Raw genomic sequence first — 23,876 nt, 5'->3', positions numbered from 1 at the left:
CCTTATCCGTTCAGTTCGACCCTGTCAGTTCAGTCCGAGGCGTTCGATGACGCCGTCGATGTCGGGCCCCAGGATCGTCCATCCCTCGGCCTCGAGCGATGCCTGGTCCTCGGGGCGGAGCACGTCGAGCACCACGCCCTTCTTCCTGTCCGGCCAGGCGATGTCGACGATCACTCCGGCGCTGCCCTGCTCCTCCCCGACCACAGGGAGGGGCACATCAGCGAGCGCCGCCTGGATCAGGACCGAGCGTTCCTCGTTCGTGTACGCATCCTCCACCAGCTGCTGCCAGTCCGAGGGCAGATCATCGTCCACATCGGCGGCGCCGTCCGTGCCCTGTCCGGCGGAAGGCGCATCGGGGGTGTCCCTGCCCGGCCCCAGGTCGAGGGTGCTGTCCAGCGGGGTGTAGTCGCTGCGCATCGCATTGCGAGCGCGGGTCCAGGTGGTCGCCTCCAGGCCCACACCGAGCGCTGCGCCCTGGCGCAGGTTGGACAGCCGTAGCCATCCCTGCCATGCCTCGACGAAGTCGTCTGAGGCGACGGCTGTGTCCCTGTCGTCGAGCATCAGGGTGACGGTGCCGCCCGGGGCGAAGTCGGCAAGGGCCACGAGAGCGCCCAGTCGCCGCAGGACCCCCCGGCTCAGATTCGCGCCGCTCCTCTCTGTGAATGGTTTGCGGTGCCCGTCGTCGAGGAACCGCGCGAGGTCGTCCACTGCCTCGGCAGGGTCGATCAGTGCGACGTCCTCACGGTTGACCAGGAAACGGGACAGCAGCTGGGCGACGGTCCTGTGAGCGGACGTACCGCCGTCCCGGATGACTGCGAGCACCTGGTCGACAGCTGTCCCGAGTACCAGGTCCCGCATCTCGGGGCTGATCTGGTGCTGGGCCTCGGCGAAGTCGAGGACGTTGAGGTCGATCATCGGCGGCGGCTCGACCCGGGCTGTGCCTTCCTGCATCTTCTCGAACCGGTCCAGGTCGGCGTGGGTCACGCCGATCACCAGGTATCCCTGCTCGCGCAGTGCGGCGCGTTTGGCGGCGTCGTCCGCGAGTCGGTTGTGCGTGGTGGAGGCGTGGTACTCGCGGCCGTCGGTGTAGACGGCGATACCGGCGACGTCGGCACCCTGCCAGGTGAGTACGAAGTCCGGGCGAGTACCGCCGATAGTCACCTGCGGCTTGAGGGTGAAGGTGCGGCCGTCGTGACGGATGGAGAGGACTTCTCCCCCGTCGCTGCTGCGTGCTTCCACGGACGCACCCGGCAGTGCGGCGACGGCGCGGTGGAACACGCGTCGGAACCGCTTCTCCAGGCTCGACTCGAAGTCGTCCTCGCCGGTCCCCTCCCCCTCGGTGACCTCCCAGTCCGGTTGGTCGGGCTCGGGAGCCTCGGTGCCCAGGATCTCCTGCAGGATCTCCTCGGCGCGCTGCCGGCTGGTGCTCTCCCGAGCGCTGCTGGGGACGTACGGCAGTAGGCAGCGGTGGCAGGCGGCGGCGGAGCCGTCACCGCAGGGGCAGTCGGTGAGCACGCGGAGGGCCTCGGTGAGGACCGCCCACACCGTTGCCGGGGTGGACAGCTCGGCGAGGTACCCGGTGCCTCCGGGAACGGTGTCACTGAGCAGCAGTGCACGCCGGCTCACGTGACCGGGGGCAGAGATCAGATCGGCCTGGATGTGCCCGACGGTGCCCCCGAAGCGAGTGGCGAGGCCCAGCATGATCGCGGCGCGGAGGCTGAAGAGGTCGATGTCGGTGCCGGCCTCGGCGAGAGAGCTGGGAAGAGAGATGACGACCACCTCGGTGGAGATGGACCGGGCCAGGACCACCTTCTTGTTGTCGGCCTCGGCCGCGTAGCGCTTGGAGCACCAGGCCTGGTGGTCCTTGGGCTGGTTGCCGGCGGTGTCGGAGTCGAGGTGGCCGCACTCCGCGCACAGCAGGAAGCCTCCCACCTTCCTGGTCTCGCCGGAGAGCACGGTCTCGTCGGCGGCGTCGAGCGGCCTGCCCAGGTTGAGGCGAGTAATGTGCGCACCACGGTGGAAGGCGAAACCCAGTCCCTTCCCCGCGACGGCCCAGCTCGCCCGGGTCTCTGCTCCTTCGAGATGCACCGTGAGGGCCTGTTCGAAGTGGAGCCTCTGGCGTTCCTCGTCCTGGTCGGTGATCAGTGCACGGTTGCGCATCATGGTGGAGTACACGCGCTGGAGGTCCACCACTTCGAGGTGCTGGCCCGCATCGGCGATCTGGGGGGCGTGGCAGGCCGGGCACGCCACCGGTGGAGTGCCTTCGATCCGCACGGTGGTGCCACAGGCGGGGCAGAAGGCTGTGCGGACGATCCCGGAACCGTCGGTACCGAGATCAACGGTGTCGATGACCAGTTCGTTGCCCTCCGCGTAGAAGTGGGCGCCGGGGGCGAACTCGGTGAGGGCACTGGAGCCGCCGCGGTCATAGGCGACACCGCTGTGGCGCCAGGCCCCGTCGTCCGTCTGCCAGATGAGGGTGGCCTCGAGGGTGACGCCGTCGTCGACGAGGGTGAAGTTGGGCAACAGGCCGAACCTCTCGAGCACGGCGATCCAGTGGGCGGTGTCCACGGTGGAGACCTCGGCCCGGATCCGGCCGGCACTGCTGCGCAGCCTGCGGCGGTCCTTCTCCACCTCGGCCGGGTCGGCGCCCGCCCGGGTCCCGTCGGCCCCGTCGAGGTCGTCGACCTGGATGTCCAGCAGGTTCTTCTCTGCCTCGAGCTGTGCTCGCACCTCGATCGAGTCGGCGTGGGCAGCGGCATCGGCGTCGAGGTCCCGGAGGTTCCGTTCAATGGCATGGCGTCGCCTGATCAGGCTCTCCCTCGCGGTGTTCCATCGCTGGACGGCACCGTGGACGGTCTTCTCCAGCCCGGTGGAGCCTTTCGACCTGTCCGTGACCCAGGTGCGGAGTGCGGTGGCGGCGTCGGTGGTGAGTCCGGCCCAAGGCTCTTCGGCGTTCTCGAAACCGGAGAGGAACTCCTCGATGCGCCGCTCGCCGTGCTGCGTCACATCCGCCAGAAGGGCGCCCAGGTAGGTACCGGGTTCGCTGGAGCGCAGGACGGGCACATTGCGGCTGGGTGGTTCGATGCGGTCGTCGCCAGCGAGGCCGTCCATGAGGAAGGCGAGGAACTGACGGTGCAGGAGTTCCTCGGCCGAGAGGTATGCGCCGGGGGCAAGCACGGAGCCGTTGAGGACGTCGAGGGGGTCGGTGAACACCCCGGTGCTGCGTCCGGGTGCGCCGACGAAGGCCACGTCGAATGCGTTGCCGGTCAGGCGCCCGGCGCGGCCCACCCGCTGGAGGTAAGACGCAACGGTGCGAGGGACGGAGGCCAGCATCACGGTGGAGAGGTCACCGATGTCGATGCCCATCTCGAGAGTGGGGGTGGCGACCAGCACGTTGGGGGCGCCAGGTTCGGGGTCCCTGGCCTTGAACCGTCGTTCGTGGTCGAGGCGGGTAGGGGTGGCCACGAGGGCGGTGTGTTCCCGGGCGATGACGCGTCGCATGTCGGAGCGGTAGAGGCGGCTGTAGTAGCTGCGGGGCACGGCTGCCGTCTCCAGCCTCCCGGGGCAGGCGAAGGTGGTGCAGGGCGCTCCGTGGAGCGCCTCGAGCAGGTCATCGGTCCCGGTGACGACGGAGGTGCACTCACGGCAGGTCAGTACGGGGGTGGTCTCGTCGTCGTCACCACGGGATCGGACCAGGACCCGGTCGGCGATCAGCGCGTAGCTGGTGACCTCGGGGGCGGAGCGGGTGGTGACGGCGTCGAGGATGCCGTGCTCGACAAGAGCCTGCAGCAGGGGCCTCATGAGGGAGGCGGCCTGGTTGCGGTCCCCGAGCCCGAGTACGCGGGCGGTCCAGTCGGCGTACCAGCTGCCGCGGGCGGAGGCGTCCTCGAGGAGGCTCTTGGGGCCGCGGCGTCCGAGGGCGGGGAAGCCGGGAAGGCTGCGCCCGCGGGGGAAGGCCGGCATCACGTCGCGTTCGGGACGGCCGCCCCAGAGGTGGTACTGCTGGCCTCCTCCCTTGCGGAAGGGGTCGAACCAGGGGTGGGAGATCGCGCCTCGTTGCCGGAGCCGTTCGAGGATGCCGTGCACCCAGACGCGGGCGTCGACGGGCATTTCCTGGGCGAACATGTCGCCGCTCGCCCGCAGCCCGTCGAGCACTGGGGCCGTGACGGCGGCGATCTCCTCATCGGTGATGTGCACGGAGGCGGCGGCGTTCCCGGTCATGGACAGCGTGCGCCCCACCTGTCCTGTGAGGCCGAACTCGAGGGCGAGGTCGAACCGGAGGCGTTTGCGGACCCGTTCCTCGGCCTTGCGTCGTTGGGCCCTGCTCGCGCCGGGCTGGGAGAAGGGTGCGACGGCATCATGACCGGCGATGGTGGGGTGCAGCAGGCGGTACTTCTGCTCGGGGGTGGTGGCGGCGGCAAGCAGGCGCTCCACCACTTCGGAGATCGGCGCGGGGGTGGGATCCAGCGCACTGCGGGTGACCGCGCGCAGGGTGAGGGTGTGGGAGCGTGCCTCGACGAAGCCAGCCCGGTGGGCGGCGTCCTGGACGGAGTCGGTGAAGACGAGGGCCTTCTTCTCCGAGGGGTCGATACCGGCGGTGCCGAACAGGGAACTGAGGGATACGGACAGCAGGGTGGCGACGCGGGAGCCGACGAAGCGGATGCCGTCGCGCCCGCGGCAGGCGGGGCAGGTGTCGGCGAGGGAGTCGTCCTCGGCGTCGGGCCCGGTGTGGACGAGCACGGGAATCAGGTCGGCGTCGAGGTCGTCGGCCCCGGGTGGGGAGCTCTGGAGCATCTCCCCGGGCAGGTCGAGCCAGCGCCTGCTGCTGCGTCGGGACTCATCGGCGGGGGCGCCGGTGGTGCTGGTGTCCAGGACCAGAGCGCGGAAGCGGCCGGTACGGCGGACCTGGTCCTGGCGGATCCGGTGGGGGCGGGTGTCGAGGGTGTCACCGATGCTCGCCAGGGAGACCCCCCACCCGGACCGCCCGCAGTGGCGGCAGTAAACGGCGGGTAGTGCGCGGTCGTCGTCGGCCTCGGGCAGGTCGCTCCACTGGAAGGTGGGGGTGGTGGTGACGGCGCGGTCGATCCGGGAGACCTCGCGGATCCACAGGTGGGCCTCGAGGGAGGGGAACTCGTTGCGTCCGGCCAGTGCACGGAGGTGGGAGAGGGCGGCGAGCGCGAGGGTGATGAAAGCACGGGCAGCGGAGTCATCGAGCACCCCGGGGTAGGCCTCCCGGGCTAGGTCCGCCAACGGGGTGGCCTCGCGGGAAGTGCGGGCCAGGAGCGTGATGATCGTGGGGTGGGCGATGAGGAGGTCGGCCTCGCTGATCCCGAGTGCTGTCGCGGCAGCACCGGCGGAGAGGTCGACGGCTTCCTCGTCGGTGGTGCGGGTGGCTTCCCAGAGGGCGTCGAGCACATCGGTGGTGATGTGCTCGGGGCTGGTGGTGCCGCCCGTGATGCCGAGGTGGGTGCGTCGCAGCTCGCGCATGAGGTCCAGGGGGACGGTGCGGGGCGTGAGGTCAACAGTGCCGTCGTGTTCCAGGGCGTTACTGATCCTGGTGGTGGCGAGGTGGGTGAAGGTGTCGAGGTCGATGCGGCTCTCGGTGACTACGGAGTCAGGATCGAAGCCGGTACCGAAGACGGTGCGGGCGAAGGCGAGCATCTGGCCGGGGTCGGCGTCGTCCCCGAGGGTGGCGGAGGTGGCGACCGGGGTGATGTGGACCTTGCCGGGGGCGCGGCGTTCGAGGACCAGGCGGAGGCGGCGCAGCAGCATGGCCACGTCGGTGCCCTGGGCGCCGTCGTAGGTGTGGAACTCGTCCAGGACGAGGTAGCGCAGGCTGCGGGCGGAGGTGTCCCACAGGGGCCTGTCGGCTGCGCGCAGCAGCAGCTGGTCGAGCATCTTGTAGTTGGTGAGCAGAATGTCGGGGGCCTCGCCGCGGATGATTTCCCGATCGGTGATGAGCCCGTCCGCACTTACCTGGGTGCGGGGGGTCTGGCTCGCTTCGCCGGTGTAGAGGGCGGCGGTGATGCCACGTAGGCGGGGGTTGGTGGCGAGGAGCTCGGCGAGGCGGCCTGCCTGGTCGTTGGCCAGGGCGTTCATCGGGTAGAGGATCAGTGCCTTGATGCCGCCGATGCCGGCGGCCCGGGCGCGGGCCGCGTGGTCGAGCACTGGCCACAGGAACGCCTCGGTCTTCCCGGAACCGGTGCCGGTAGTGACGATGGTGGGGTCGGGCAGGCGCATGCCCTGCTCGTCCTGTGCCCCGTGGATGGCAGGGTTGGTGGTGAGGCGCCTGAACGCCCGGGCCTGGTGCGCGTAGGGCGTGAACCATTCGGGGAGCACGTCGAGCGGGGGCACCTCGCCACCGGCGGAGTCGTCACCGGTGAACGGCAGGCGCGTGCGCAGGTAGGGACCCAGGAAGATGCCGCGCTGGTCGTGGGTGAGGAATTCCTGCAGGGCGGCGTCCACGGCGCTGTCGCTGAGGCTGACGGCGGTGGTCACGTACTCGGTGACGGCACGCCGCAGGTCCCAGGCCTGCCGGGTGGGGAGGAGTTCGCTCATCGGGTCCTCATCTCACATGCGCTCTTTGAACGCGGCGTAGGCGGTGCGTAGGTCCTGCGCACGGTCGAGGATGCGGAACGGCTCGGGGGCGGTGATGGTGCGACCGGAGTCGTTGGTGTAGGTGCGGTCCTGCTCGGGCAGCCCGGTTACGGGGCGGCCCGCCTTGTTCCATGCGGTACGCACGGAGGAGGGGATGATGCGGCCGTCGTCGTCGAAGATGTAGGCCCGTTTGCCGCCGCCCCTGTCGTACTGGGCGAGCACGCCGAATTGGGTGCGATACAGCGTGACCAGGTCCTCGATATCGATGCCGGTCACGATGGCCATGATCGCGTCGATCTCCACCAGGGCCTGCCTGCGGTCCTCGTCCATCCGCAGGGGTGTTGCGGCACTCCAATCAAGTTCCACGTCCCCGAGGGCGGGGCGGTTCGGGCGAGCTCGCCGACCGGTCCATGAGTCACTCGTGAAGGACAGGTCGAAGCAGTCACGCCACAGGTCGGCGTAGGCGTCGGTGAGGCAGTTCAGGCGCAGGATACGCAGGATGGCGGCGTTGGCGAGGGGGTGGTCCTCGGGGATGCGAGGGAGTCGGTCAACAGCTCCTTGATAGATCCCGCTACCTACAGATGCACGTACCTCGAAGTCGGACAGCAGCGTCGCCATGGATGCTGCGGCGAGAGAAACTTCGCGGCTCGAATGCTGTGGCATACCGATACAGAAGACAGAGTTAACTGTGCCGACGCCCGGGGGGTAGATAGCCGGGATCAACGTTCGTTCTCCGGTTCCGGCTGCCATCGCTCGCCACATCACGCGGTACTGGGAACGGACGGGGACGCTCGCCACCACATTGCCGGCCCCGTCCCACTCGGTAGGCCAGCGACCGTATGCTCGGTCGTACCGCGAGGTGTCGAGTTTGCCGTCCTCGCGGACCTCGTGGATCGGCTTGTACTCCGTCACCGGGAGTGCATCCGGAGCGAGCGTTTCCAGGTCGACCGAGGAGTAGTCCAGGTTGTTCTTCATCGACGCGTTGCGGCTCGAGTTGAAGGGATTACCCACATGGAAGTACGGCCCCTGGAGGATCACGTCCTTCCATGAGTCGGGGGCTCCCCACCTGCTCTCGAAGTAGCCGTCACGCCTACCACCGGACTCGTGCCACCCGGCTGAGAACTGCGGCCGGAGATCACCGATGCGCGCAGCCTCGACAAGTATGGAGAGAGCAGTTGCGGCGGAGCTGTTCACGGTCGAGACGGTGCGGGCCGCTTCCACTGGAATCTCCGACGACCCTGCCTCCATGAGCCGATGCCAGACCTTCAGCTCGCGGCGAGTGATCCTCTGGATCCTTCCGTGGTGCGGGCGGAGGTCCCAGGCATCGTTGGCGTCCTTGAAACCGGGCTCGGGACCGTCCCCGTTGTGCCGCAGCGATGCCTCAACGGTCTCCGGGTGGTACAGCGCGACCGCGCTCAGGAAGTCAACGGTGGATGGATCGCCGTAGACGTTGATCGCATATTCGACGAGATGGTGAATCTCGTGAAACAACTGCATCTCGTTGACGAACCGCCACTGGCGACGCAACCGTGCATACGTTGCGCGCCTCAACGGATATGCCCGCGCATCCGTGAGGTGGGAGGGGGGATGGATCAGCGTGGAGACGCCACGCTCGGACGCGTGGTTCCACACTTGCACCATGAAGCACCGGTATAGATCGGGCTGGGTACCCGCACATTCCGGGTAGTTCCCTGCCGAGCCGACGAACTCAGCGAGGGCAGCGACATCTCGAGATCCGACGAGCACCGATTCAGTGGCGCCCTCTCGCTCCAGTGTGTCGAGTCGCCGAACTTTCTTCACTGACTCGGACGGCTTGTTGGTGAGCATCCACCAGGGGTCGTGTTCACCCAGAAGGGCACCCAGATCCAGTGTGGGCCGCACCCACGGAGGGTTCCCGACCTGGAGATCGAATCCGCCAAGGCGAGCGAAAACGGCAGCGAATTCCAGCTCCCAGTGGAAGAAGCGCTGCTCGGATGCGATCTCCCGCGTTCGGCGGAGCCACGGAGTATCGGAAAGAACCCGGTCCACGTTCTCCGCGCGCTCCATGGAGAACATCGCTTCGAGGCTGTCCAGCTCAGCCCATTCCGAGGACGACGAGGTGAGCTGCCCTTGCCCGATGTTCCGTCGCATGACCTCCGACCGCGACACTTTACCGAGGATGCGTTCCAGCGTTCTGATCCACTCGGTGAAGGACGGGGGTTCGACGTCATCCTCCTGGAGCACGGGCCAGAACCAGAGAGCACACCAGGCGTCCATGACCAATCGCAGTCGCTGATAGGCGGAGTTCGGATCGGCGAGTGACCGCTCTATCTCAGGCCGCCCCACTTCACCACCCTCAGGCGTACTGGTCCCCCAGACCCCGATGGAACGCGAGGACTGACGCTCGGCCTCGACAAGGCGCCGCGTCGCCAGGCCCCACATGTACTCGACCCGGTCGGAGAGCCGTTGCAGAGCGACCCAGCTCGTCCCACCCCGCTCCTGCTTCATCCCCTTGGCCCACTGCCGGATCGTCTTCGCCGCATCCGGTGCGATCTTCTTGATCTCGGCGTCATCGCCGGCGGCACCCCACCCGGACCCAGGCACGAGGAAGTGGAAGACTCCCCCACGGGGACGAGCTCCCCCAGCGCTCGTATCCACCGGGACTGCACGCGGTGGCTTGCCGATGTACTTGGTGAACGGCTGGTCCTGAACGGTGGTGCCGGCGTAGACCGCGTGCCGCGCGCCGATCAGCGAGTTACCGGCACGCAGGTGGAGGCCGAACCAGGGGGCCTTCAGGCCCTTGGCCATCGAGTCCAGCCAGAGGGACACCTCGGCGAGTTCCACGGCGGTGGCGTTGAGGTCCACCCCGTACACGTTGTGCAGGGCGATGTGGGCCTTCACCTTCTGCAGCTCGAGGGCGTGGTCCTCCGGGGGGATCCTCTCCCCCAGCTCGTCCTGCCGCCGCGCGAGGTACTCGGTGGCGAGCTGGCGCACCGCCTCGATGGCGAAGGCACCGGATCCCAGTGCCGGCTCGCACACGGTCAGGTTCAGGACCTCCTGAGCGGTGGTGCGCCGGCGCAGGATCGAGTTCCCGTCGAAATCCGTGTCCTGGAAGGTCTCCACGCCCTCGGGCAGGTCGTCCGTGTTCTCGACGACGGGGTCGAGGAGCTCGGCGAGACCCTGGGAGACGGTGAACCGGGTGAGAACCTCCGGTGAGTAGTAGGAGGCGGAACGCTGGCGTTCACGACCGGAGAGACGGAACACGAACTCGCCGTTGCGGTAGCGCTTCTCGATCGGACGGCCGGTCTCGTCGTCCTCGACCATCACCAGGTGCGGGCGCAGCTCGTCGTCGATCCGGTCGGCAGGGACCACCCAGGAACCGTCGGAGGGGTTGCCGTTCTTGGCCACCTCGACCAGCTCACCGTGGGCAAAAGAACCTGTGTAGCTCATGAGCGACTCGTACACGGCACCGAGCTGGTTGATCCCGAGCGCCACGTAACTGATGAAACCGCGATCCCTGCCGCGCTTCTCCCGACTGAGCAGCAGACGCTCCAGCACAGCCTGCAGCGCGGCATTACCCAGCCCCACCTCGGCGATCAGGGCGATACGGTCCGGCAGGAACAGATCGGCCTGGAGGTTCTCGAACTCGAGAGTGCCGGCACCGTGGGTCGCCTCCCCCTCCGGGTCCTCACGGTGCGTGACCTCTGCTGTTCGATGGCCCTTGTCCACCAGGTCGAACAGCACCTTGAGGGAGTCGTACAGGTGGGTGCCGTTCGCGGAGGCCGGGGTGAGGGGCTTGAGGGTGAGTTCCCGTAGCCGGTCCATCGAGTACCCGTTCTCGTACTCGGGCGCTCCGACCGGGAGCATCCCGAGTTCGGGGGATGCCTCGGCGTGCAGCAGGAACAGAATCCGGTAGAGGTAGCGCAGCGACTGCAGGGCGAGCGGCTGGGCCTGGGAGTCCTCCAGGGGTTCCAGCACCTTCGCCTTCCGTCGGGTCACGACCTCGTTGGCGATGATCTCGATGGACTCGCGCACCCCGTCGCGGAGGTCCGAGCTGACGCCCACGGCGTTCAGCACGGCCTTCTGCCGGGTCTCGCTCCACCACACCTGGCCGTCGGCCCCGGGGGCCAGCGACGCTGCGCTGATGCAGGCGAGCATCCGCTGGATCTCCCCACCCGCCTTGGTGTCGCCGCGTTCGGTGACGGTCTGCAGGTCGATCGCGAGGTAGCGACCCTGTGCCCACTGGTCGGCGCTGGTGAGCAGCAGGGTGCGACCGGCGATGACGAGCATGAACTCGGGGGCGTCCGGCAGCACGGCAAGGTGGGACAGCACGGCCGGGACGGAGGTGAGCCGCACCTCGTCCGGGGTCCCTTCGTCGAGGAACACGTCAGCCGGGAGGTGGCCCGCGTCCTTGCGGACCAACTCTTCCTTTGTTCCTGCCGCGAGGGCGTCGAGCATGGCCAGTGGGTACTCCTGGACGCCACGGGTGGCGAAGCGTCGCAGTGGGCCGTTCCGGTCGACGTCCCAGGAGATGGGGCGGCCGTCATCGTCGGTGTACCCGAGCACGGTGCGGAGCGTGTCGGCGAGGGTCACCGACCCGTCGCCGATGGCTCCGCGCCGGGAGTGGGCGTCAGCGTTCTCCGGGAGTGCCTCTGCGGCGTCGTGCAGCGCCAGCAGCATGGAGATCAGGCGCGATCGCGTCGCGGTGAAACGTGCCAGCGGGCTCTGCCACCCGGGCTGGTCCTCACCCTGCTTCTTCCATTCGGCGACCAGGTCCCTGGTGCGGGCCAGGAAGGTGCCGGACCTGTCGTCCGAGGTGAAGTAGTGCTCGCTGATCCAGTCGTCGACGATGACGAGGGCATCACTCGTGGGCATCGGGGCTCACTTCCGGTTCGGAGCGGGGACGACCACCAGCAGGGGTCGCACGAAGGAACGGTCAGGTCGCATCTCCTCGGCGATGTCACGCTCGGTGGAGAGGACGTTCTTGGTGGTGCGGAACAACACCGACTGGCCGGTGCGCAGCTGGGAGGCGGACTCCTCCCACCGGTCCATCTGGACGATCCAGTCCTGGGTGCGCTGTTCGGCCTGCTGTTTCGCGGTGTCGGTGAGGCCACCGTCCAGGTGGGCGCGGGCTGTCCCCACGGCGCGGCGCACCAGGTTCTGGTACTGCTCCGGATCGGGCACGGCCATGCCGATGCTGTCGGGACCCAGGCCGATCTCCCGGAACATGGCGGCCGGCCCCGTGTGTTCCATCGCGTGCAGCTCGCCCTGGTGGTCGAGAACGCCGATGAGACGCGAGGCGATCGTCTGCCCCCGGCGGTTGACCAGGCTCCCGTGCAGGATCACCACGGGATCACTGACGGAACCGGCGACGGCGAAGATCTCGCCTCGGCTCAGGCTCGCCAGTGACCTGTCGGCCACCCACTCGAGGACCGGGTGCTGCGGGCCGAGGTAGTGGGTGTCCGGCCAGCTGGACCCGGAGTCGTCGTCCAACGCCGCCCGCAGCCGGGCCTCGGCGGTACGACGGTCCGGCGTGAGACGCACCTTCTCCAGCACCTTGCGGTCCTTCAGGTACCCCTGGGGCAGGAACCGAAGGCGCTGCTGAAGGTCGGGCCCGGGAACGAAGCTGATCAACCCTGCATCGCGTTCGTCCTGGAGGGACACGCCACCGTTGGCAGGGGGACGCCCAGGCTCACCGTAGATCTCGGCCAGGCCCGCGACGAGGAAGTCGGCATCGGTGCGGAAGAGCCCCGTGCGGGCAGGGTCGTCGGTCGCGGCACGGTGCCCGGCACGCCCTCGATCGGTGCGGAGGTGTTCACCGGCCAGGAGCGCGGCCAGGAACGGGTCTTCACCCGGGTCCAGGGACGAGACGGCCGGGAGGGCCTCGTCGAGATCCTTGGTGCCCTGCAATACAGCGACCAGTTCCTTCTCCTCGAGGTCACCGTCGTACTTGCCCATCAGGGAGGCCACGTCACCGAGGGCCGTGTGGGCCTCCCGCTCACGCTCGAGGAGCTTCGAGAGCACGCGAAGGTCGCCCTTGAACCCGTGGACGTCCTCGAGGTTCAACAGCAACGCCGTGATCTGCGGGGGGACCCGCTGCCCGTAACGGTCAATGCGACCGTTGCGCTGCTCGATCCGGATCAGCGACCACGGGATGTCGAAATGCACCAGCTCATGGCACTGCTGGTGCAGGTTCACGCCTTCGGAGGCGACGTCCCCGGTCACCAGCACCCGGATCGGCGAACTGCTCTGCTTGAACGACTCCACGACGGCCTGCTGCTCGGTGTCGGTGAGACCGCCGTGGAGCACCTGGACCTGGTCGTCCTTGAGCTTGAGGTCGGTGATCAGGTGGCGACGCAGCCAACCCAGCGTGCCCACCCGCTCGGCGAAGACGACCACGCGTTCCGAGGAGTTCCTCGCAACCCCCTTCGAGCGCAACAGCTCCACCAGCCGCTGATACTTACCCGATCGGGGGGAGCCGTCAGGAAGGCAGGCATCGTTGAGTGCGCCGAGGCGCAGGAGTGCATCCCGTTCGGCGGCGAGCGCCGAGGTGTGCGCGATCTCCTCGACGACCTCGACGCCGGCCCGCTTCGCCAAGGACGCAAGGCGCGCGCGGATCGTCTCCCTGAGGGCGACGGGTGAGGAGAGGAACGCCTTGGCCAAGGTCCACGGGAACAGCTTCGCCCCGGATCCCGAGGTCGGTGCGGACATCCCGGCCGGCGGGTGGGTCCAGTTGCCGGCCAACTCCCGCGCCACCGCCCTCTCCTGCGGGGAGGGTGAGACCAGCAGCAGGTCGGGGTCGCGGCGCGGTGCCCACTTGTCCCCCACCACGTCCTTGACGCTGTCGGAGTAGCGGTGGCGCCGCACCATCAGACGCGGCACGGCGTCCTTGACGATCTCCCCCTCGGGGGTGACGGCAGTGGGCTCAAGCAGGCTGATCAGCTGGGCGAACGAGGTGTTGCTGCCGTTGTGTGGGGTCGCGGAGGCGAGGATCAGGGCGTCGGTGTTGGGGGCCAGCACCCGGGCCAGCTGGTTGTTCTGGGTGGCCTGGTTGGTGACGTTGTGCGACTCGTCGATGACCACGGCGTCCCAGCGATGGCGGCGCAGGTCGTGCACGAACCTGTCCTGCTTCAGGGTGTCCATCGAGACGATGACCTTCTCGAAGTAAGAGAAGGGGTTCCTGGTGGCAGGCAGCTTCTGCTTGACCTCCTGCACGCCCTCGGAGTCCAGCCGCACGAAGGGGATCGCGAAACGGCTCCACATCTCGTGCTGCATCTGTTCGAGCACGTGGCGGGGACACACAATGAGGATGCGCCGGCCCCTGCCCCGACGGATCAGCTCGGACAGGATCATGCCGATCTCGAGGGTCTTGCCCAGGCCCACGGCGTCGGCGATGAGCAGCCTGGGACGCAGCCTGCTGGAGTCCAGTGCGGTCTCCACCGCCTCCCGCTGGTAGGGGAGATCGTCGGCCAGCATCAACGGGGCGACGGTGAGGCCCTCGTGGGCGATGGGCAGCGGGGACTTCCGGAGCGTGGACTCGAGCCAGAGCCGCGCCTTGCGGTAACGCGGCGAGGTGTCCGCGACCACCCGGGTGTCCTCCGGGCGCAGCGCCCGCACGTGGTCGATGGAGCCGTAGAAGGTGGCCGTGGTTCCCTCGACGAACTCGCTCACCCCGCGCACCGAGTACAGCGGGCCATCGTCCGTGTTCTCCACCGATGTGACCAGCCAGGTCTCGTCGCGCACCTCGATCAAGGAGCCGGGCGAGATCACCTCAGTGCCGTCCCGTTCCGCGACAACGCTCACCCGTGACCTCCATGCTCTCGGCTCGTGCTGTGACTTTATTGCATCGGTCCACATCATGCAGGTGGGGCCAGACAATCGACGCCTCCGAAGGCCCACTTACCGGAGCCAGGAGGCCGTACGATCCGACCATGACGCCGAGGAACAGCGCCGGTCACGATTTCTGGTGGTCAGGAGACGCAACCGAACGGTTCTGGATCGAGTTGCTCAAAACAGACGAGCACGGCGACCGGCTTTTCGCCCCGGACAACTCGAAGTACCGGCCGATGTACGGCGTGGAGGTCGGCGACGTGGTGTTCCACTGGTTCTCGGAACGCCATCCACACGCCGGGCCCAAGAAGGGTGGGATCTACGCAGTATCCCGTGTGACCGGTCCTCTGCAGCGCGCGGATCGACTGTGGGAAGAGCAGACGAGCATCGAGATCCCCCTCAGCAGGCGGTCGAACCTGAACCGGCCGATCCTCCTCGAGGACCTCAAGCAACGCGAACACGAGCTGCGGGAGAACAAGGACTCCCTGACGTCACATGTACAGGGGAAGCCCCTCTACTCGCCACGGCAGTTTCCGAAGACCGGGGTCAAGCCCATGACCAGGTACCTCACGAAGCTCACCGCGGCCGACCTCGAGGTGATCGCGGCGGATCATCCGCATGTCGTGGCGGTGCTCGCCAGGACCTGACGGAATCCAGCGGGGATCGCCTCGCTCAGAAGCTCTTACGCCGGGCCCTCGCCTCCGGATCGCTTGCGATCGTTCGCGGTGATAGTGCCTGCAGGACCTTCACCGGGGTGCTACGGATCTCCACTGGGTCCGTCACCACGACTCCTAGGCCCTCGGAGGCCACCTCGGCGGCCACGACCGCTGCGGGACTGACCGCAGCGGCGGACTTGCCGTCACCTGAGCGGGGCCACAGGGGGTGCGAGATCACGAGCGCCACGCCGCCATTGCGGACGACGGGGATGCCGAGCTCACCGCGCCTCTCGACCTCACTGCCCTCGGAGCGGACCCCGCGGTAGTCGTCGAGGAGACGAGCGATGTCCTGCACCTGGCCGAACCATCGCGTCGGGTCCAGCCCCCGCCCCGCCGCGAGGTCGAGCATGTCCAGTGCGAGCCGCCAGTTCAATGCTCCGTGCAGGCGCTGGTTGTCCCAGCCCTGTAGGCAGTCCGGGCACAGGGAGGTGCAGCGGGCCTGGTGAGCCCTCCGCGTGTACTCCTGCGTGAGGTCTTCGCGGGTGGGGCCCAGCAGGGTGCGGAGGTTCTCCGTACGACCGAACTCCTCGGCGTATCCCGCGCCGTTGGCCGCTGCGTCCGCAAGGTAGACCCTCATCGTGGTCCCGCCGGAGCCGGGGTTGGTGACGGCATACAGACCGCTCTGCAATTCCTGCGGGTCCACGTCGAGGCTGACCTTCGCCGAGCGCCGTAGGATCTCGGCGAACGAGTGATAGGCACGCATCCCGGCGGGCATCACGGCCGCGTCCGCGGAGACGAGCCCTCCTGGCACTGACGGGTTCTCGAGGCCGAAGGTGACAGCATCGGTGATACGGGTGAACCCGAGTGCAGCGCGCTTGAACGGCTGGCCGTTCTGGCCCTCCGGGAACCGGTCGAACAGTTCGGGGTTCACGGCATGGAGCCTGTACTGCCATCTGGTGAGCTCGTACAGGTCGCCGCGGTTGTCGTTGAACTGAACGATGCGGCTCTGGGGGAACCGCTCGACATGCAGCCGCTCCACCATGCCCTCCGACTCGCTTTCGCCGGTGGGTGCGAACGTGGGTTGGGGCCGGCTGTTCAATGCCGTCGACTCACCTCGGTAATCCTGTGCGCGTTCCTTGGACGCCCAGAAGCCGCGGGGCTCGAACATCGGCACTGTCGTGATCTGATCAGCACAGACCGGGCAGGTCTCCGCAGGAACCTCGCCCAGGCCCCCCGAAGGTGTCATGTGGACGTCCGCGTACCCGCAGGAGCGGCAGGTGCTGAGTGATTTCTCCGGGCCGACAGGGTCCTGGGCCCAGAACTTCTTCCCGCGGGAGAACCCCCGAGGAGGCTCGTAGTGGGCCAGCCCTTCGACCGTGTAGAGCACACCGTCGCGAACAACCTGTGCTCCCGGCGCGTAGGAGGACAGTGCCTGGGCCATGTCCCGATCGGCGACGGTCGCCTCTTGAACGGCTTCCGAGATCGTTTGTCCCTTTCTCTGCTCGGGGACCGAGTGGTACAGGCTCCGTACCAGCGTCGGGAAGCCGTGCATGGGGAGGATCCCTCCGCGAGCTGCCACCTCGGACATCTCCTGGCCACGCTCGTACTCGCCGGCTTCGTCAGACGTCCCGAACTCATCGGAGATGACCTCGTCGATGCTCCTGACGAGTCCATCCACCAGATCCCGCGCTGCTCGCCGGCGGCCCTCATCGGGAAGGCGGGTCCCCACCAGGATCATCTGCCCGAGGTCGTCCACTCGATCGCCGTGCTGAGCGATCCATGCCCCCAGGTGGTCCCTGGTGATCCCGTCCCACCACTGCCCCACGGTCCCGAACGCGCCGTGGCCACTGGCGGCGGTCCACTCGGCGACTTCGAGACCGTCGAACGCCTCCTTGAGGACCGCCGAGGCGAGCACCCTCATCGCGACTTGCACCCTCTGGGACATCAGGTACGGCTGGGGAGCGGGATCCCCGGTGATGCGGTCCGCATGTTGGAAGTAGTACTGATCGTGCTCGGAGTCACGGCACATCGTGATCGCGTAGGAGAAATGCTGACCGGAACGGCCGGCTCGACCCACCCGCTGCTGGTAGTTGAACCGCTGGGGCGGCATGTTGGCCATCATCACGCTGTTGAGGCTGCCGATGTCGACCCCGGCCTCCATCGTGGTCGTGACGCTGAGGGCGTCGAGCCCGTCGGCCAGTTCGCTCTCCCCGAGCTCCTTCAAGGTGATGCCCTGGAAGAGCCGTTGACGCCGGCGCTGGACCGTGGCCGGCCTGGTCTGTGCGGTGAGCTCGGCCGTGGCGATCCGGCGCGGGGCCTCCTCCGCCAAGGTGCGGTAGTACTGCTGGCCGATGTCGTCGAACGTCACCGGCTCGAGCACGCCCTCGGCACACCCGGTGTTCGCGCAGACACCAGCCGAGGGATGCATGTGGATGAAGGAGCAGCGGGTGCACAGGTACATCACGTCGGTACCGCCGACCACCGTGAGGTCCTTCACCGCGTCACTGGGCAGGATCACCCACTCCTCGCCCACATATGTCCCGACCAGCGCATCCTTGACCGCCTCGAGCAGCTCCTCGGCAGACCCGGGCACATGGCGATCAGCCACCTTCTCGAGGAACTCGCGCACCGGCTTCGGCGCCTGTCCGTCCCTGGACGCGCTACGGCCCCCTTCGCGGTAGCCCTTCAGACCGAGGATTCGTAGTACGGACGCGATCACCTGCTGCGTCGTTCCGTGGTCAAGTCCGGGTAGGGATTCGAGATCCTCCAACGGCCGGAGGTACCCGATCCCCGACGACTCCGTGTCACGCCGCGCACCGTCGAAGAGGAGCCCGAGCAACTCCTCCGCCAGCTTCCTCTCAGAGGAGTAGGCGAACCGTTCGGCGATCGCACCGGGCACCCGTCGCCAGTCCCCCCTCTCACCGGGATCGAACGCCCGGTACCACGGATGGGGGGTGTCCTCAATGGGGGATTCGAAGAACTTCGCCGACTGTGAGACACCCGCGGGGCTGATTCCTGCCTGCACGGCAGCGTCACGTACCGCGGTGATGAGTCTGGGCCAGGACTTGGCTCCCGAGGAGGCGATCGCCTGGGCAAGCCCCGGGGGACGGATTCCCGTGGACTGCTCGACATCGAACTCGTCGATCCACTCGGGGTGAACCTTGTCGAGCTCGTCGATGAAAGCCAGTTCCGTATCCGTGAGGTAGCGCGCCGTCCTGCGGTCCAACGACTTGGCCATGACATCGGCGTGGTCCTGGATCTCCGTACGGTCCAGCAGCTGCTGGGCCAGGGCGTGGCTCAGGAAGTCGACGTACTGCCGGTAGTCCAGCGATGCCGCCGTGCGAGCGGCGGTGTCGCGGTTGTCCGTGAAGATGATGGTGCGGTAGTCGCTGGGCTCCTCCCCCATCACCCGGGGGAGCCTGCGTGCGTACACCTGGGCGAGCTGGGCGGGGCTGGTGCGGTGGGCCCGGATCGGTGAGTGAACCCGACCGCCCGGCGTGTAGTCGCTCTGGCGGGCGACGAGCTGCTGGGCGCACGACAGGCAACGGTCCGGCAAAGCTGGGAGAGGTCCCGAACCCTTCTTGGCATCGACCTCGACCACGAAAGCGTTGCCCTCGGCCGCACTGGCGGGGACCTCCAGCTGGCCGGACGGGTGCAGGGTCGCTGCTTCGACGCGGTGTGTCACCTTGCCGGCGGTCCACTTCTGCTTGGTCGCGTACGTGTCCCTTCCGCCGGGCAACCACACCCACCGGTAGTGGGCCCGGGTGCGCATGTTGATCATCTGCGAGGTGGAATTGACCAGCTCGAACGGGGTCGAGGAGAGGAACTCCTGCCGAGGCAGGTCGTCGTCCTTGTGGAGGTATCCACCCAAGCTGATGTCACCGCACTCGGTGCAGTAGAGCAGCTCGAGCACCCGGGAACCGCAGTGCTCGCACGCGGCGGCTGGCGACGGGTGGAGCGCCCCGATACGTGGATGGTCCTGCTCCGGTGCCCCGTCACACTCGGCGTTGATACATGCCCAGAGTCCTGCCTGGGCCCGGGCGAAGACGTGTGCGCGCAGAGGAAGGGTGCGCGTCTGGCCGGACTCGGCGATCACCTCGAGCACCCTCGAGAGCGCTGCCTCCCGTGTGGCCTCGTCGCCGGCACCGGAGAACATCCGGTCCGCGATGTCGGCGATGCGTGTTGCCCTGAACGCGGTCGAGGCCTGGTCCGAGGGGTCGGTACGGCAGGCTGCGGCGATCTGTTCCGAAAGATACGGGGCATCGTCGGCGGTCCAGTTCGCGTCCACCGCGTGGGTGTCGAGGGCGGGGACGGCCTCGGCACGGCCGGCGGTGACATGGAAGCTCTGCCCGTCGACACCGAAGAACTCCTGGAGGTAGTCCCGCCCGGAGTCGTCGGCGCCAAGAGAGGCGGAGGCGGCGATGATGCGAAGTTTCGGGGAGTCGGGCCGAAGTCCGATCCGATCGAGGAACCGGCGCAGCAGAAGGCCCACCTCGGTGCCCGCTGTACCGCGGAAGGTGTGGAGCTCGTCGATGACCAGGGTGAACACGGCGTCGTCGCCCCCGGCCAGCCATTCCCGGGTCTGTTCGAACATCCGCTCCTCGTGCTCCCGCATGAGCATCACGTTGAGCATGGCGTAGTTGGAGATGAGGATGTCCGGTGGGCTCAGGACGAAGTCGAGCCGGTGCACCAGTTCATTGCGACGGGGATCGCTGAACAGGTCCAGCACATCACCGTCGTTCTCCTTCGCGACGGCGTCGAAGTCCTCGACCATCGCGCGGATCTGATCGGCATCGCCGCTCAGTCGGGACCCTGCAGAGGACCTCGCGGAGCCGAGTGTCGCCCCGGTGTACCGGCCGAACCAGATTCGTGCCTGCGGCTCGGTGGACTCGATGCGACGGACGGCACGACGTAGGCGGACCAGCTGGTCCTCGACCAGAGCGTTCGTCGGATAGAGGATCAGGGAACGGAGTGCTGCCGGGCGGGACTCCCCGTCCCTCACACCGACGCTGCCCGGCTTCGGATCTCTCCACCAGTCCTTGATCCGTGCCGGCTGCCCCCAGGTGCGTGACTCCTCGACCAGGCGGGTGAGGATCGGCAGCAAGAATGCCTCCGTCTTGCCACTACCGGTGCCGGAGGTGACCACCACGTGGGGGCGATCGGCACCGCTCGCCAAGGAATGCTCGAGGGACTCTGCCTGGTGGTCCCGGAGGAAGACCTCGCCCTGGGGGTCGTCGATACCGAAAAGGGCACGGGCCACCTTCGCGATGAGCTCCGGGTCCTTGCCGATTGCCGAGGCGACCCGGTCGACGGGGTACTCGCTCGGGTAACGCAGCACCGGCTCGATCAGGGGTTCGGCGAAGGTGCTGTTCCTCGCCGTGAGCAGGTCTCGACGGGCCGCCGAGATCCCCTTGTCACGCAGGCGGAACGCCGTCTCGTAGTAGGACACGAAGGCGTCCTGCAGGGAGTTCTGGACGGTGAACGGCGTGGGTGCGTTCATGAGCTCATCCTTGAGTGGAGGGTGGCGGCGATAGCCGGGGGGACCCCGGTGTAGGTCATAGAGAACGTGGCGAGGTCCTTCTCGGGGACACGACCGCTGCACAGGACGGCGGTCCTCTCGTACAGGCCCGGCAGGCGGGCACCGAGCGGCACCGTGAGCTCCTGTGACCCGGGGTCGTAACCGAGGAGCGGTTCCCCGGCGAGGAGACCGAGGAGATGTTTGCCGAGGTCCACGTCCACCGGGGCCCCGGTCCCGTCCTTTACGTCCTGGGCGGTGCGGAACCAGTAGTCGCGGCGGTAGCCACGATTCCGTCGGTACAGTCCCGGTGCGTCCCACCCGGCGACGTCAACCCAGGCGAGCTCCCGGACCAGATACATCTGCCAGGGCCCTGCGACCATGGCGGTGCTCTTCCTCGGCAGCTCTTCCGCGACATCGGAGAGATCCGGGAGATGCGCGGCGATCTCCTGCGCAGCGAACGCGGCATCGACGACCCCGTCCAACTCCTCGTACTCGATGGCGTCGGCGACATCGACACCCGTGACGGTCGTCAACTCGGATCCCGTCACTGCGTCGTGGACCTCACCCCCCAGCTCCTCGACGACAGCCTCGAGGCCCAGATGCTGCCTGAGCGACCACGCACCGGTCAGTCCGAGGCGGCCATCCGACAGGGTGACCAGTGCCGGGGAGGAGGTCTCCCACCGATCGCGACGGAAGTACTCGTCACGGGAGGTCTCGACCGTGCCCAGTGCCGCGAGATCGCGTAGGAACTGGTCATGGTCCTCCGTGAGGTCGGGGACCTGGCTGGTGAGTGCCAGCAGCATCGCAGCATCACCGCTGCCGAGGTGAGCGAGAGCATCGTCCACCACACACGGCGGGATCAGGTCCTCGACGACCTCGGGGAGCGCTTCGACCTGGACATCGACGTCCTCCCCAGAGGCCACAACCACAGCCGGCTCCGGAACAGCTCGCCCTCGACGACGGAGGCTGGCCTCGCGCTCTTCGGGCTTCAGTGCGTTCCAGTGCCGCGTCGGGGTTCGACGGACCGCACCGCAGTGGATACACACACCCGTCATCCACGAGCCGTTGACCTTCCCGCCCTTGAAGGTGGGAAACAGGAAGTTGTGACTACCCGTCACCAGGCAGGACGTACTGGTCGGAACGGGGAGGGACAACCCGGTGCGGGAGGTCCGTTGGCGCACGTGACGACGTGCCCAATCGACTGCCGGGGGGACCTCACCTGACTCGATGAACGTGCGCCGGGCACGGACGATCGCACCCTCGATGACAGGATCTTCCTCGCACGGAAGTGCGATCACGGCACTCAGCGGGCGCTCGTCGTGCCCGAGACCTTCACGCTTCCGCCAACCCTCGTAGTACTTGGTGGATCCAGAGCGGAGCCGGAGCACCTCGGTGTGGATCACTGCGCCACGGGACGAGACCAGCTCGATCCGATGGTCACCGTCGCGCACGTCATCAGGGAGCTCGACGATCTCCGGACGGGCGATCTGCTTTCGCAGCACCCGAGAGGCGGACTGGGTGGAGAGGTCCTTGATCCTGAGGTCATACTTCCCTCCCTCGGCACCGATGGTGACGACGATCCTCGGGGTGGCGTCGGAGTGCCATCGCTTCACGCGGCCTGGGAGCCGGATGCCTCCTCGGACGTGGATCTGGGTCGTGACCGAGGCGAGCAGGGCGGTGAGCTCGTCGGAGACCTGGAAGTCTGCCGGGACCTGACCCGGCACGAACCCATCGATGACCAGCCAGTCCTCAGGGACGCCCTCCACCTCGAGGTCCTTGCGGCCGGAGAACGCCGTCATCTCCAGCAGGCGACGCAGCTCATCGACGACCTGGTCCGGGGTGTCGGGGCTGACAAGGATCCGGTGACGGGCACCGGAGACGGCTCGCCGCACCTCGATGTAGGCGCCGGCAGCCTCATCCTCGGCGAGGACGACGATGCGACGGGGCTCTCGCTTGAGCTCACGGCCGGACTCACTGCGCAGGACGATCTCCCGCTGCAGGATGTCGTTCGGGTCCACGCCGAGCTCGTACCCGGCCACGAAGGAGTTGGTCGAGGAGATCGGTCGGGGGCGGAGCTCCTCTGCGCCGGACTCGTGCTGGATCGACCAGGTCTCCGTCTCGTTGCTGCGCCGCATGGCGAAGCCCATGTCGGTGATCTCGACACCGCCGCTACGGCCACGGGTGAGGAGTGCGAGCAGGACCCGCTCCCTGTGAGCGCTGCGCACCGCGGTGCTGGTCTCCCGCCCGGACTGCTCGACAGCGCCGTCCCACGCGGCGAGCTCGGTGAGGGCGACGTCGATGATGCGCTCCCTGGCCTCTGCGACCTGCCACTTGGCGACCAGTTCCTTCGAAGCGCCGCTACCGAGGGTGGTGATCCACTCCCCGACGACCTCTGCCATCTCGGCCGGGGAGATCGCTGCCCCTGGGGGCAGACCGAACTGGTGGAACATGCGACGGAGGGCACGGCGATCGGCGAACCGGACGAGGGACTGCGACATCGGCAGCCCCACGTAACGGTGCGAGGTGGCTCTCGCGCTGGGCATGCCGAAACGGCCGTCCACCTCGTCCAGCCACCATGAGAAGTCCTCCCAGAAGTCCTCCGTGACGGTGAAGTCGCGCCGGAGCTTCTCCTTGTGCGTCGGATCGATCCCGAGGACCTGCTCAAGGTGCGCGTAGTAGTTCGTGGACGAGATGTACTTCCCCGTCGCACTCGATTCGTCCATCTGCTGTGCCGCGAGGACCGTGGCGGTCAGCAGCGCAGTGACAGGCGGAGGGAAGGCACGTTCCTCCAGCTCAGCGGCGCCCTGCCGGCGCCGCGCGTCGACTCGCCATCTGATGACGGCGTTGTCCACCCTGTCGAAGAGGTTCTCCCTGGATTCAGGATCCTCGAGGACCGCCCGCACCACGTCCAGGAATTCCCCGCGGCCCCGCCCCTTGTCAAGACGGAACCGTGATTCCAGGAAATCGAACAGTCCGGGATCCGGGTCGAGATAGACGGGATGCCCCTCGTTCGACTCCTTGAGGAAGTACTGATTGAGGTGCTCGTTCCACTTCAGGTACACCTCGAGCGGAGTGCGGGGCCCTCGTGCGCGTCGTCCCAACCTGGATCACCTTTCCGCGGCAGGATCACCGTCCACCGTGGACGGTCACCTCATTGTCTCGTGAGGGTATGACGAACAAGGCCAGTACGAGGAATCCGAGCGCTCAGGACTTCTCGACGAGTCGCCGATACGTCTCGAGGACCTTTTCCGACGGCGTGACAATCGTCGTCACTGCTGCCGGTTCCGCCACCGAGG

At 67.7% G+C, this 23,876-nt stretch carries 6 protein-coding genes; 1 reads left to right on the top strand and 5 read right to left on the bottom strand.

What is annotated here, in order from left to right; translation table 11 throughout:
* Positions 1–24: 24 nt before the first annotated feature.
* Genes M3B01_RS14595 through M3B01_RS00050 form a run of 3 tightly spaced genes read right to left on the bottom strand, consistent with a single transcriptional unit; the run spans position 25 to position 14,379 of the window.
* Positions 25–6,558, bottom strand: a complete 6,534-nt coding sequence (locus M3B01_RS14595; protein ID WP_311203182.1) for a DEAD/DEAH box helicase — start codon at positions 6,556–6,558, stop codon at positions 25–27.
* A 12-nt stretch (positions 6,559–6,570) separates the two neighbouring features.
* Complete coding sequence (locus tag M3B01_RS00055) at positions 6,571–11,451, bottom strand: Eco57I restriction-modification methylase domain-containing protein (RefSeq protein ID WP_259788786.1); 4,881 nt, start codon at positions 11,449–11,451, stop codon at positions 6,571–6,573.
* Between the two features lie 6 nt (positions 11,452–11,457).
* Positions 11,458–14,379 (bottom strand): DEAD/DEAH box helicase, encoded by a 2,922-nt coding sequence (locus M3B01_RS00050; RefSeq protein ID WP_259788785.1) that lies wholly within the window; start codon positions 14,377–14,379, stop codon positions 11,458–11,460.
* 128 nt (positions 14,380–14,507) lie between these two features.
* Here M3B01_RS00050 and M3B01_RS00045 point away from each other — a divergent pair, with 128 nt between their 5' ends.
* A complete protein-coding gene (locus M3B01_RS00045) occupies positions 14,508–15,053 on the top strand; it encodes a hypothetical protein (RefSeq protein ID WP_259788783.1) in 546 nt (181 codons plus the stop codon).
* A gap of 25 nt (positions 15,054–15,078) precedes the next feature.
* Here the strand turns inward: M3B01_RS00045 and M3B01_RS00040 are convergent, their stop codons facing one another.
* Positions 15,079–20,562 (bottom strand): DEAD/DEAH box helicase, encoded by a 5,484-nt coding sequence (locus tag M3B01_RS00040; protein WP_259788782.1) that lies wholly within the window; start codon positions 20,560–20,562, stop codon positions 15,079–15,081.
* Positions 20,559–23,681, bottom strand: coding sequence for a hypothetical protein (locus tag M3B01_RS00035; RefSeq protein ID WP_259788781.1), 3,123 nt, complete (start codon positions 23,679–23,681; stop codon positions 20,559–20,561). The genes M3B01_RS00040 and M3B01_RS00035 overlap by 4 nt, the downstream gene beginning before the upstream one ends.
* Positions 23,682–23,876: the final 195 nt, after the last annotated feature.

The sequence above is a fragment of the Brachybacterium sp. p3-SID957 genome, assembly GCF_025144775.1.
Lineage (GTDB): Bacteria > Actinomycetota > Actinomycetes > Actinomycetales > Dermabacteraceae > Brachybacterium > Brachybacterium epidermidis.
The sequence above is the reverse complement of the archived record's forward strand: the minus strand, read 5'-3'. Positions and strand labels throughout refer to the sequence as shown.

Bases quoted from the DNA above. Each gene is read 5' to 3' on its own strand.
- M3B01_RS14595 (WP_311203182.1), bottom strand. From the start codon at position 6,558: ATGAGCGAACTCCTCCCCACCCGGCAGGCCTGGGACCTGCGGCGTGCC.
- M3B01_RS00045 (WP_259788783.1), top strand. From the start codon at position 14,508: ATGACGCCGAGGAACAGCGCCGGTCACGATTTCTGGTGGTCAGGAGAC.
- M3B01_RS00040 (WP_259788782.1), bottom strand. From the start codon at position 20,562: ATGAACGCACCCACGCCGTTCACCGTCCAGAACTCCCTGCAGGACGCC.
- M3B01_RS00055 (WP_259788786.1), bottom strand. From the start codon at position 11,451: ATGCCCACGAGTGATGCCCTCGTCATCGTCGACGACTGGATCAGCGAG.